General features: G+C 46.0%; 10 protein-coding genes. 7 read left to right on the forward strand and 3 right to left on the reverse strand.

From position 1 onward, the window contains the following. The 4 genes from DX873_RS13085 to DX873_RS13100 are packed head-to-tail and all read left to right on the forward strand — an operon-like array spanning position 1 to position 6,035. Positions 1-1,257 carry a serine hydrolase gene (locus DX873_RS13085; protein ID WP_116184944.1) on the forward strand — a complete coding sequence of 419 codons (1,257 nt, stop codon included), beginning with the start codon at positions 1-3 and terminating at the stop codon, positions 1,255-1,257. Between the two features lie 33 nt (positions 1,258-1,290). After that, a complete protein-coding gene (locus DX873_RS13090) occupies positions 1,291-3,225 on the forward strand; it encodes a KUP/HAK/KT family potassium transporter (RefSeq protein WP_116184945.1) in 1,935 nt (644 codons plus the stop codon). 14 nt (positions 3,226-3,239) lie between these two features. Beyond that, positions 3,240-4,769: an amino acid permease gene (locus tag DX873_RS13095; protein ID WP_116184946.1), complete on the forward strand. Its 1,530-nt coding sequence runs from the start codon at positions 3,240-3,242 to the stop codon at positions 4,767-4,769. 30 nt (positions 4,770-4,799) lie between these two features. Continuing rightward, entirely contained in the window at positions 4,800-6,035 is a 1,236-nt protein-coding gene (locus DX873_RS13100) for a cation:proton antiporter (protein ID WP_116184947.1), read from the forward strand. 74 nt (positions 6,036-6,109) lie between these two features. On the opposite strand, the gene DX873_RS13105 is transcribed toward DX873_RS13100, so the two are convergent. The 3 genes from DX873_RS13105 to DX873_RS13115 all read right to left on the reverse strand — a co-directional run bounded on the left by DX873_RS13105 (position 6,110) and on the right by DX873_RS13115 (position 10,113). Next, a complete protein-coding gene (locus tag DX873_RS13105) occupies positions 6,110-8,488 on the reverse strand; it encodes a TonB-dependent receptor (protein WP_181899507.1) in 2,379 nt (792 codons plus the stop codon). 97 nt (positions 8,489-8,585) lie between these two features. Continuing rightward, a complete protein-coding gene (locus DX873_RS13110; protein ID WP_116184949.1) occupies positions 8,586-9,494 on the reverse strand; it encodes a FecR family protein in 909 nt (302 codons plus the stop codon). Between the two features lie 49 nt (positions 9,495-9,543). Next, a complete protein-coding gene (locus DX873_RS13115) occupies positions 9,544-10,113 on the reverse strand; it encodes an RNA polymerase sigma factor (protein ID WP_232520931.1) in 570 nt (189 codons plus the stop codon). Between the two features lie 107 nt (positions 10,114-10,220). Here DX873_RS13115 and DX873_RS13120 point away from each other — a divergent pair, with 107 nt between their 5' ends. The 3 genes from DX873_RS13120 (at position 10,221) to DX873_RS13130 (ending at position 12,864) form a co-directional block, all read left to right on the forward strand. Further along, on the forward strand, positions 10,221-10,466 hold the full coding sequence (locus DX873_RS13120; RefSeq protein WP_147296665.1) for a hypothetical protein: 246 nt from the start codon (positions 10,221-10,223) through the stop codon (positions 10,464-10,466). 109 nt (positions 10,467-10,575) lie between these two features. Further along, positions 10,576-12,360 carry an autotransporter outer membrane beta-barrel domain-containing protein gene (locus DX873_RS18930; RefSeq protein ID WP_181899508.1) on the forward strand — a complete coding sequence of 595 codons (1,785 nt, stop codon included), beginning with the start codon at positions 10,576-10,578 and terminating at the stop codon, positions 12,358-12,360. 27 nt (positions 12,361-12,387) lie between these two features. Then, positions 12,388-12,864, forward strand: coding sequence for a hypothetical protein (locus tag DX873_RS13130; protein WP_232520932.1), 477 nt, complete (start codon positions 12,388-12,390; stop codon positions 12,862-12,864). Positions 12,865-12,991 lie beyond the last annotated feature (127 nt).

The raw sequence follows: 12,991 nt of genomic DNA on the forward strand, positions 1-12,991 counted from the left end.
ATGAAAAAAATCGGAATTATTGCACTTGGATTGTTCGCCTGTATGGCCTTTACTACGGTTGACTACCCCATTGACGGCTATGAGACCACGGGGATCAAAAGATTAAAACGCCTGCAGTTGGCCAAAGATGGGAAATTACCCGATGCGGGACTTCCCCTGGGAGCCTATAGATCCATCAAGGATATCAAACTGCACCTGCTTTCACGAAAGCAGGACAACAATGCACAGCTCTTGGTGGAAGATGCTGGACTACAAAAGAAGGTGGATGCCCTCTTTCCCAAACTGCATCGCAGTTATTCGGTGACCATCTTGGATATTACCGATCCGGCAAGGTTGCGCTATGCACAGCAGAACGCAACTAGCGGTTACCAGCCCGGAAGTGTGGGGAAACTGGTCGTGGTCACGGCACTTTTTGATCAACTTCAAAAGCTATATCCGGATTCCTGGGAGAAACGCGTGGCATTGCTGCGAAGTAAAACGGTCAAGGGTGGGAATTGGGTGCTGACTGATGAGCACACCATCCCTGTTTTTGATGTGACCACCAATACCCTGGTCAAACGGCAGGCGGTGGCCAGTGATGTGTTCTCGTTATACGAATGGGCCGATCATATGCTCTCGGTAAGTAACAATGGTGCGGCAAGTGTAGTATGGCGTGAGGCCCTGTTGATGGCCGCTTTTAAGGACAAATACCCTACAATGGCCCAGGAAGATGCCGATGCCTATTTTAAGAATACGCCCAAAACAGATATTACGGAACTGGCCATTACCTTGGTGAACGAACCTCTGAGGGATCTGGGAATCTCAGAGGAGGAATGGCGCCTGGGAAGTTTCTTTACCAGAGGGGCCAATCCCTATGTGGGAAGCAAGGGCGGTAGTATAGGCTCGCCATTGGGTCTTATGAAATGGATGCTACAATTGGAACAGGGGAAAGTAGTCGATGAAAAATCGAGTTTGGAGATCAAAAGACTAATCTATATGACCGATCGCCGTATACGGTACGCCCAGGCACCGGAACTCAAGGAAGCAGCCGTTTACTTTAAATCCGGTAGCCTCTATAAGTGTGATAGGGTAAAGGATGCTTCCTGTGGGAAGTACAGGGGCAATGTGTACAATTATATGAACTCCGTGGCCATAATCGAACATCCTGACGGTAAAAACTATATGGTCTGCCTGATGACCAATGTTCTGGGGAAGAACTCGGCGGGAGACCACCTGGTCCTGGCCAGTAAAATTGACAGGTTGATACGGGAACCATAACGGATTATCACATGAACCAAAAAAAGGATTGAAATGCGAGGTGACACGGAAAAAGTTACATACGCCAGTTTATTGGTCACCCTCGGAATCGTCTTTGGCGATATCGGGACCTCCCCTTTGTACGTCTTCAGTGCCATTACCGGGGGGAAGCACTTTGACAGATCACTGATCATGGGCAGTCTTTCCTGTATTTTTTGGACCCTTGTCCTTATAGCGACCTTCAAATACATTTATCTGGCACTGAAAGCGGACAACAAAGGGGAAGGCGGTATCTTTGCCCTCTACGCCCTACTGTTGAAGACGAAATCCAAATGGATTATTTTTCCGGCGCTTATTGGGTGTGCCACCTTAATCAGTGACGGATTCATTACCCCGGCCATTTCAATATCATCGGCGGTGGAAGGGGTTACCCATCTCTATGAAAACGTTCCTACATTACCCATCGTCTGCGCCATTGTCATACTCCTGTTTTTAGTACAGCAATTTGGGACCCTGAAGATAGGGGGCATATTTGGCCCGGTCATGTTGTTGTGGTTTTCCAGTATTGGCATTTTGGGCCTTGTCAATATTATGAAACTGCCTTCGATACTGGAAGCCGTGAATCCGGCTTATGCCCTTAAATTTTTAATGGAATATCCCGGGGCAATTTGGGTGTTGGGAGCCGTTTTCTTATGTACGACGGGAGCTGAGGCCCTATATTCTGATCTTGGGCATTGTGGCCGAAAAAACATCCGCTATGCCTGGTCTTTTGTATTGCCGGCACTCTTGCTCAGTTACTTTGGGCAGGCCGCCTTTTGCCTTACCCTGCCTGAAGGAAGTGAACTGCCGTCGGTTTTTTACGCATCGGTCCCCCAAGCCGTGCTGCCCATAATCATTGTTGTGGCCACCATGGCAACCATAATTGCAAGCCAGGCCCTGATCACAGGAATATTTACCCTGGTCAATGAAGCTGTCAAACTGAAGCTTTGGCCTTATATAAAAGTCAAATATCCAGCCGCACATAAGGGACAGGTCTACCTGCCTCAGGTCAATTACTTTCTTATGATAGGCTGTCTGGCCGTTATTTTTTTGTTCAAAAAGGCAGCAAATATGGAATCGGCCTATGGGATGGCCATTATCGTTGATATGCTCATGACCAGTGTGCTGTTGGGATACCTGTTATGGGCCGACCGGAAAAGGAGACCATGGACCGTTTTACTGGGATTCATTGCCATTGTGGGGGTCGAAAGTATATTTTTTGTATCCAACCTCGGTAAGTTACCTCACGGAGGATGGGTGACATTATTGGTGGCCTCCCTGCTTTTTGTGCTTTTGTACTATTATAAAGTGGCCAGGGAACTTCGAAACCGGGTACTTCAATACCAGAGCTCCAAGACCATGATACCCTTATTGGACAAAGTACACGGGGACCATAGCCTGCCCTTGTTGGCAACAAACCTGGTTTTTCCCGTGCGCTCGCCCAAAAAGGACAGTATCGATACTGTAGTGGTCCGGTCATTGTTCTATGGGCAGCCCAAGAGAGCTGCAACATACTGGTTTTTACACCTGAAGATCGAAGATGTTCCCTATGGCGTTTCATATCGGAGTGAAACCCTGATCCCGGGGAAAGCATTTTTTGTTGTATTGCGGCTCGGATTTAAGGAACCCCATTTTATAGAGGATACCATGCGGGCCATACACCACGACATGACAAACAGGGGAGAGATCATGGGAATCAGTGGCTTCTTTAAGGATTCTGAAATGGACATTCCGCCCGACCTTAAGTTTGTCCTGATCCAAACCGTTATCGCCAGTGATAGTAACCTTAGTGCCCATGAGGTGCTGGCAGCCCGGGTATATCGCTTTATGAACGTCATCGGACTTTCCATGAAGAATGATTTTGGACTGAACGGAGCAGTGGTGCTCGATGAGGAAATAGGAATCAATGTATCCCATGGCAGAAAAGTCAGGGTGACAAGGGATACATAATTAAGTATTAAACTATGGCAAATCAACTCTTTAGAAAAAAAACTTTGGCGAGCTTGGTCGACGAGTCCAGGCGTTCACCACTGAAACGCTCGCTAGGAGTGTTTGACCTTACCATGCTGGGTATAGGAGCTATTATTGGGACGGGCATTTTTGTTTTGACCGGGGAAGCGGCAGCAGGAACCCAGCACGCCCTGGGAGCAGGACCGGCATTGACCATATCCTTTATTATTACAGGAGTGGCCTGTCTTTTCGCAGCACTGTGTTATGCCGAGTTTGCCTCCATGATACCCGTTTCCGGAAGCGCCTATACCTATTCATACCACTCCTTTGGAGAAATCATTGCATGGATCATCGGTTGGGACCTGATATTGGAATATGCCGTTGGAAATGTGGCCGTGGCCATAGGTTGGTCCGGATATTTCAAAAACCTCCTGGATGGTTTTGGCTGGCACCTCCCAGGTTGGATGAGTGCTGCCTCTGGAACGGAAATGGTTCAGCTTCCCTCTGGCGTATGGACCGAGCTTACCCCTGCCATAAATGCACATTTTGCCGATACCATAGCACAGTTGCCCAAAGAAATGGCACTGTTCAACCTGCCCGCATTTGCCATTACGGTGTTCGTGTCCGTACTATTGTACATCGGAATCAAGGAATCTGCCCGGGTCAATGCATTTTTGGTAGTGATCAAAATTGTACTGGTCCTGTTGTTCCTTTGGTTTGGCTTGCCGCATTTTAATCCGGAAATCCATTGGGAGCCCTTTGCACCCAACGGTTGGAAAGGGATAATGACGGGGGCGGCCCTGGTATTTTTTGCCTATGTCGGGTTCGATGCGGTCAGTACGACCTCGGAAGAGGCCAAAAGACCCCAACGGGACCTACCAAGGGCAATGATCCTTTCCCTGGTCATCTGTACGGTATTGTATATCGTTGTGGCCGCGACCCTGACAGGAATGGTTCCCCTGGAGGTTCTGGCCAATGAAAAGCCGGTGGCAGAAGCCCTGACTGCAGTTGGGGAAGGGAAAATAGCAGCCCTTATTGCCATGGGGATTACCCTGACCATGCCCAGCGTGCTCTTGGTCATGCAACTAGGACAGATACGGATACTGTTCGCCATGAGCAGGGATGGGCTTCTGGGTAGTAAGTTCAATACAGTAAACAAACGCTTTGCCACACCATCCTTTGCCACCATTCTTGTCGGACTGTTCGTAGCCCTACTGGCCGGAACCATAGATATCGGTGTGGCAGCGGAACTGACCAATATCGGAACCCTATTCGCCTTTGTACTGGTCGCTGTCGGTGTGTGGGTCCTTCGTGTCAGACAACCCGGGGCGCCCCGCAAGTTCAAAACCCCTTTCCATAAAGTGGTGTGTACCCTGTGCGTGGTGATATGTACCGGTCTTATGATAGCCCTACCCTATGTCACATGGATACGATTTGCGCTCTGGATGGTCTTGGGTGTTTTTATTTATTTCCTGTATGGCCATCGAAAGAGCCACCTCTTAACAAACCCAACCCAACCGGATGAGTCGGGCAAAGTATACTAACAACATGTTCAAAACATGATCGCTTAAAGAATGATGCAAGCAAATATCGGATTCATAGAATTGCCCTTTTTTACCAACCTGTTGATACTTTTGGTGTTGGCACGGGTACTGGGGGAACTGTCCGAACGCCTGGGGCAACCCGCTATGATAGGTGAGATACTGGCCGGAATCTTTTTAGGGCCATCGGTCTTTAACCTTATCCATAAAACCGGGGAAATTGCCACGATCTCCGAATTGGGGGTGTTCCTGCTGGTGGTCATCGCTGGTTTGGAGATCCGTTTTGATGATATCCTAAGGTCGCTCAAAGGAAAGAACATCATCATTTCAATTATGGCCTTTTTCCTTCCACTGCTATGTGGCTTTGGAGTCGGCTATCTTTTTGGGAAGGATGCCATGGTAACGGTGTTTTTGGGGCTGTGTATTGCGATAACCGCACTACCGGTGAGTATCCGGATGTTGATGGATATGGGGAAGCTGGATTCGGAAATCGGCAAAAAGATCATATCGGTAGCCATTTTTGATGATGTGTTGGCACTGACCATTCTTGGTCTGATCATCAATATAGAGGATACCGACAAGTCCCTAATGACCATTGCCAGGGTAGCTTCGGTTTCACTGGTAAAACTGCTCTTGTTCCTTAGTCTGCTATGGGGTGCTCACTACGTACTAAAACGCCTGTCCAAAAAGGAACATTATATTGAGGACCAGCTCAATACATTTGTCAATCGGTTAAAGGCCAGGGAATCCCTATATGCCCTATTGTTCATTGTTATCCTGAGCTTTGCCATGATCACCGAATCGTTGGGCTTCCATTTTATCATTGGGGCTTTTTTCGCCGCCATGCTACTCGATGGAAAATTGATTGGGAAAACACATGTGGAAGCCTTCGGAAAGACCACCAATGGTATGGCCATGAGCTTTCTTTCCCCCATCTTTTTCGCAGGGATAGGACTGGAGTTCAGTTTTGGCTCCATCCAGGAGTATAGTTTGCTCGCGACCGTTCTTGGTATTTCCTTTTTTTCCAAAATAATGGGAGGATATCTCGGTAGCAGGCTCTCCGGACTCGATCCTGCCAGTGCATGGACCATTGGCGTAGGCCTTAATGGTCGGGGCATTATGGAACTGGTCATTGCCAACATCGCCTATGCCTCCGGGATGATCGATCTGGAAATATTTTCGATTTTGGTCATCATGGGTATCGTTACTACCATGGTCACACCCATATTGCTCAAGTGGAGCTTTGCCAGACTTGAAAGGAAACCCTAAAATCCATGGCATCATTATTGGTCCGAGACATTTTGAAGGCCAAAGAAGAAATTAAGAGCATGGGGTCCGTGGGGTCAAAAGTACAGTCGGAACACTACATTGCTGGTTATTCCCAGAGAAAACCTTGAAAAAGTATCTATTGTACCGCTTTGGTTGATCCGGTAATAGGTGTTAATACTGTTTTTCCGATCGGTCAGGTTCCAAACCGATGCCCCGATTTCCGATCTCAAAGCATCATTTATCTTAAACTTATGGATGGCGGAAGCATCCAGTCTTAAATAGTCCTGTAACCTGACATCGTTCGCTTGGTCGAAATTGACGTCATCATCTATGATCTCATTGCCCGGTAGGGGAATAGAGGTCGGTTTTCCGGTCCTGTAATTGACACCGGCAGAGATGTCCCAGGAACGGTCACTGTAGGTTGTTCCCAAAGTTATCGAATGGGTGATATCAAAATTGCTGGGAAATTCCACCTCTTCCAGATTTTCAAAGGTATAGGTGTTTTTTAGGTATGAATAACTCAACCAGTTATGCACCGTATTGAACTTTTTTCGCAATAAAAACTCAACGCCCGAAGCAGTATAGCTGCCGCTCTCTTTTATGAATTCATATTTGGTCGTGAAACTTTGGCTTTGGGTGGTGATTCCGTCAATCTTTTTGAGAAAGAGCTTGGTGTCCAAAAGCCAGCCGTCTTTTTTGTATAGAAGCCCCAGGGAAGCCTGTTTGCTTTTTAAAATCGGAATGGCATCATTGTCCGAGAGTTGCCACCTCCGCTTTTCTATGCCCAAAAAGTCATTTTGAAAATTGACGATCTGGGAAGTACTCTGGTGCTTATACTCCCCCTGTGCCTCCATTTCAAAATGGTCTCCCAATGCTTGACGGATGCTTATGCGAGGCTCGAGGATCAGTTCTTTGAATTTGGAAAGGTAGTTTAACCGGATACCGGAACGTATGGTAAAACCTTTATCTCGAGACCGAAACAACGCCTGGCCATAGGCCGCATGTTCCCGTAACACCTCTTCATCCCTTCTGACGAATCGCGGTAGGTCAATATCGTTCAGGTTGACCACCTCAGTTTCCACAAAGTCATATCCCAATTTGAACTGCCATTGCTCTCGGCGGTATGTGCCTTCCACTTTGACTCCCGTTTCTGAAACAGTATTCTCCTGCAAAAAACGCTGGTCGGCAAGGACATTGGCATTAATGGATTGCAATTTATAATCTGTCTCATAAATATTCAGGACAGTTGTAATGGCATCACTCCAATGTCTTCGGTAGTGCAGTCCCGCAGCCAGACTATTTTGGGATACACTGCTCTCCCTGGTCTGGATGGCACCATCGACACTGGCAGTTTCATTAAAACTCAGATCATTGTTGATCAACAAAAAGTTTACCCGGACCATGTCCCTATCCGAAGGGTTGTAAAGCCATCGCAATGACGTGTCATAAAAATTGAACGCCTGATCGGAATTGGTGACTTCCGAAACGTTCTCCTGGGCTTCGGTATCCTGGGTCACCCGGTCAAAATACACATCATAGGTTGGAGTCCTGACCAAATTATCCACCGATTTTCTGGCAGCTACCTGTAAGGAGGACTTACCGCCCAAAGGAATGTTTGTGAGTAGATCAGCATTCAAAAAATTTACACTGAAAAGACCACTGAAGTGGGGTTGTAACTGTTGGTCAGTCTGCATATGGATCGTTCCGGAAACACCATCAGTATAGGAAACATCGGAACCGTTGTGGATAATGGTAGCCGATTGGGTCATATGTGGATTAAAACTTGAGATAAGTCCAAAGAAATGCCCTGATTGGAACATTTTGATGCCATCCCATAAGATCAGGTTCTGGTCGTGCGATCCACCCCTAATGTTAATGTTAGAAACAGTTTCATCCACACTTATGATTCCCGGCAACGCCTGAACGGTCTGCAGTACGTCCCCCTCGATCAGGCCTGGTAACAGACTGAATTTTTTGTAATCGATGGAAGTGTTCCAATCCTGCCTTTTGTCAATACCCCTGACCAAATACGCACTAGGACTCATGACCTGTGCCTGTTCCAGCATGGGGATAACCCCACAATCCCCTATATTGAAAAACCTTGCCTGGCGTTCAATGGTTTTGAAACCAATATGCCGAAGGGTCAGTGATTCTGATAGGGAAGCCAGCTCGATTTCAAAATATCCCTTTTCATCCGTGACCGTATAGCCGGACCGACCATTGACGGTCACACCCTCCAGAGGTTGTTGCAGGGAAGCATCCTGGATATAACCGCAAAGCTTTAAGACCCTGGTTATGGTGTAGACCAGATCACTGATTTTAGTGAAAATCAATGGGGTTTGGCGTTCAAGAAACCTAATTGTATTTTCTAAACTTAGATCTTTGGATGGAGGAAGCACCTCAATACCCACAAGCAGGTCACTTTCATAATTGAAGGTGATATTGTGCGTCATTGAAATATTTTCCAGCACATCCGTAATGGGTGATTTCTGCCGATCCTGCCCATTTAAAAAGGGGCACCACAACAACAATAAAAGATATAGTATATGATTATTGGTTCCTGGCATCCCTTATAGTGACCACGTTTTTATCAGTTATGACATAGATCAGGTTAAGGGGCTGGGTAATGGATCTCAAGGCATTTTCAAGATGGGTATGCTCAAAAGCACCGGTGAAGTGAAGCTTTTTCTCCGATTGGTAATCAACTTTTATGCGGTACTGCATTTCAAGCTCCGAAATAACATCAACTATCGGAGCGTTTTTGAAAACACTCAGACCCTTAAGCCAGTAGGGCTCCGATACGTAGATTTTAGAGGTGGTGGCATCCCCTCCAGCGCTCAGGGTAAGTTTGGAGCCAGCAGGCAGCTGGACGGTTTTATTACCATAATTCACACCGACAAGGCCTTCAAAGCACGAGACCACAAATATACTGTCCCTGGAGAGGACATTAAATTCAGTCCCCAGGACACTTACAGTCCCATTCAGGGTACTGACATCAAAGCGACGGCCCCTGGCAACATCAAAATAGGCCTCTCCGTTAAGGGTAAGCTTTCGCTCTTCGTCCCAACGATTGCCGTTATAGCTTATTTGTGATAAGGTATTCAGGCGGACCGAAGAATCATCTGGAAGCATAATGCCCTTGATTTGCGCAAAATCCGTACGATAGGTGGTTGTGCCAAACTTATCGATAAGGGTATAGAGCCCAATACTTATGATAAAGGCCGCTGCTATGCCTGAAACGATCCTTATCCAGTTTCGTGGGACCTTCCTGCTTGTATAGAGGTTTTTCTCAAGCTCCTCAAAGGTCGGTACTCTGACCTGCGATGTGCCATGGAATCGCCGGGCCTCCTCTACAATTTCCTTATAGAGAGGGGCGTCGTCCAAAGTCCGGAAGGTCTTGGCCTCTTCCTCAGTGAGCGTATCGCCCAGCCATTTTTTGATTAAAGATTCTCTATCCATAACATACGGTTATATAATTATAACAACTCAAAAAAGAAATGTCCCATACTTATCTTTGTTTTAGTTCTTCCAGTGCATCTTTAAGTTTATGGAGTGCGGCGTAGATCCGGTGTTCCGCCACCTTTTTTGTGATACCCAGAGTTTCGGAGACCTCTTTGTGGGTCTTGCCCTCCGCTTTGCTCAAGAGGAAGGCCACACGTTCCTCTTCCTTTAATTCCGATAAGGCCCGCTCAAAACGCTGTAAAAATTCGTTCTTCCTCATAATGTACTCAGGGGATTCATTCGTATAGTCCCTGGGCTTGATTTGCTGGTGCTTCAATACAACCTTTTGGTGTTTTACCTCGTTCAACATCATGTTGTTTGCCGTGGTATATAGGTAGGATTTTGCCGCCTGAGGTGTGATCTTGGAACAATTTTCCCATAGCTTGATGAAAGCCTCCTGGACTTTGTCCGATGGGTTTGCCAGGGATCCATATTTGTACAACAGAATATTGCTCAGGGTCTGGGCATACTTCTCATACAGTTTTGAAAAACGTAGCTTGTCACAAATATTTTGATGTAAGGGTTTTTGCAATAATTGATTCCGTTGGTTGAAAACGGAAAGATAAAAAAATATCATGACCTAATTGGGAGAATGTCCGATTGAGTTGTTTTAAAACTACAATAGGGTGGATCAGCCCAAGCCTCGGGCCCGATTAAGGGACCTGTCTGAAAATAAACATGAATATGAACCGTTGCACTTCCAAAAGTAAAACAGCCAAACTGGTCTATATGATGGCCCTGATCAAGGAAAATGAGTTGCACAGCTATAGGCAGAAGGTAATGGACATGGAAAAGACCAAAAGCAAAGGGGCCAATAATGCCCTGTATGAATATAAACAGGCACTGGTGGTTGGACGGTTCCACCAGTTAATAAAGACCCTAAAGGACCTAAAACAATTGGAACGGGAGCTGGAAGGATTATTTTTTTGATCATTTCTTTGGGACATTTCTTTTTTGAATTGTTTTAAGTACAAAGACGACTGCTGATCCCTGATCAAGCATAGGATCAACAAATGAGATTTAAAAAAAACAATTGATTATGAAAACATTAAAAACCATCTTGTGTATCGCATTAGGTTTGGTATTGACTCTTACCTCTTGCAGGACCGAAGACGACCTAAGCATTGATCCCCCGGTGGAGGATACCCTGGAGGCAAACTCAACGATTGCCGATCTGATGGGGAGAACGGCCATGAACGATGGCTCCCCTGACAATATTATAGACAGTGCAAACTGCCTCAGTGTTCAGCTTCCCGTTACCGTAACCGTAAATGGAATAGTGTTGGAAATCAACGATGATGATGGTTATGAGGATATTGAAGATATTATCGACCTGTTCGATGATGATGTGGATACCATGGAGATTTCCTATCCGATAACAGTAATACTTACGGATTTTTCGACCGTATTGGTGAATTCGAATGCAGAGTTGACAGCACTTGCAGCCAATTGTTCTGGTGAAAATGAAGATGATGATGATATCGAATGTATCGATTTCCAATACCCGATCACAGCATCGATTTTTAATGAAAACAATGATCTGATCGATTCCGTCACCCTTACCAATGACAACGACATGTTTGACTTTATTGAGGATCTGGATGAATTTGCGGCCGTCACCATAAATTTCCCCATTACCGTGATCCTGGCGGATGATACCACCCAAATCATCAATAGCATTCAGGAATTGCAAAATGCCATCGAAATGGCCGATAACAGTTGCGATGAGGATGATGATACGGACTTCGATGATGACGACTGTAACTCGTGTTCTACCAGTGACCTGGATACGGTTTTTGAGGATTGTATGGAATGGACAGTGGATAAACTGGAAAGAAATGATAATGATCTGGAAGATAATTATGTAGGCTATGTGTTTACCTTTAACAATGATGGAACCATAACCGTTGCGCAGAACAGCAATACCTTTAATGGTACATGGACGGCTTCCGGAACAGGAAATAATATTTCTGTGACCATTAATGTCACCGGGCTATCGGACTTTAATGATACCTGGAACCTGCATGAGATTGACCAAGATCCAGGAGAGGTAAAGGTTGACCTGAGGCTGGGAGATGATCGATTGCGTTTTGAAAGCGACTGTTCCAGTAGCGGGACCATCGACGATACCACCTTGGTGAACGCCTTGACAAACGGGGACTGGTATATCACCTATTTCTTTGACGATACTGATCAAACTACGGACTTTGCCGCCTATACCTTTAATTTTGCCTCGGACAATACAGCGACGGCCAGTGACTCCAACGGTACGACCAATGGGAGTTGGTCAACCGCCTCAGGTGATGAAACCCCACTTGGGCTGAACCTGAACTTTGGAACTGGGGTGCCCCTGGATGAATTGGCTGATGATTGGGACGTGTTGGAAGTGACCAACGATATCATTCGATTAAAGGATATCAGCGGCGGTGATGGTTCAGAAGACTTCCTGACCTTTGAACGGACCCCGTTCGATGGTGGAAATGGTAATGATGACCTGGAGGCTATCTTGACCGATGGCGTTTGGATCGTAGCTTCCTATACCGAGGATACGGATGACCAAACGGCAAACTATAACGGGTATGAACTGACTTTTGATGCCAACGGTAGCGTTTCCGCTTCAAACGGGAGTAATACAAATTCGGGTACCTGGAGCGTTTTTAGTAGTGGAAATCAAATGACCCTAGACTTTGGTACCGATATGCCGTTCGATGAGTTCAATGACGATGATTGGGATGTCATTTCTGTGTCAGATACACAAGTGGTGCTTCAGGATGTGAGTGGAGGCAATGGCGGAACGGATACACTGACACTTCAAAAAAATTAATAATACTATTTAAATCACCAATAAATCATGAAAAGAGGATTGTTATTTAACGCCCTGATTTTACTTTGCCTTTCACTGATGTCGTTCATGTGTTCCAACGATGACGATGGCCTTGACGACAATGAGCAGCAAATAGCCCAAATAAGAAACACGGTGCAGTCAGGTACCTGGCGAATTACCCGTTTTATGGATTCAGGACAGGATGAGACGACGGATTTTACCGGATATGAGTTTAGCTTTAATTCCGATGGGTCCCTGATAGCGACCAACGGAACGAATACCAAAACAGGAACCTGGTCCGTAACCAATGACAGCAACAGTAATGATGATAGCAGCAGTGATGATGATATTGATTTTAACATATTCTTTGCTGTACCGGAAACTGATGACTTCGAGGATTTGAACGATGACTGGGATGTGGTATCCTCCACATCCACAAAAATCGAGCTCATTGATATCAGCGGGGGCAATGGTGGAACGGATATGCTCACGTTCGAAAGATAATATCTGGGAGGATATGTCCAAAAACAAGTGATATAGCCTCCCCTATGAAAGAGAAAAACAAAGGGAATGTCCCGGATAACATTTCGGGACATTCAAAAAAAAAATAAAGGGCACTGAAGTTGGTTCT

It is taken from the genome of Flagellimonas nanhaiensis, assembly GCF_003382275.1.
Lineage (GTDB): Bacteria > Bacteroidota > Bacteroidia > Flavobacteriales > Flavobacteriaceae > Flagellimonas > Flagellimonas nanhaiensis.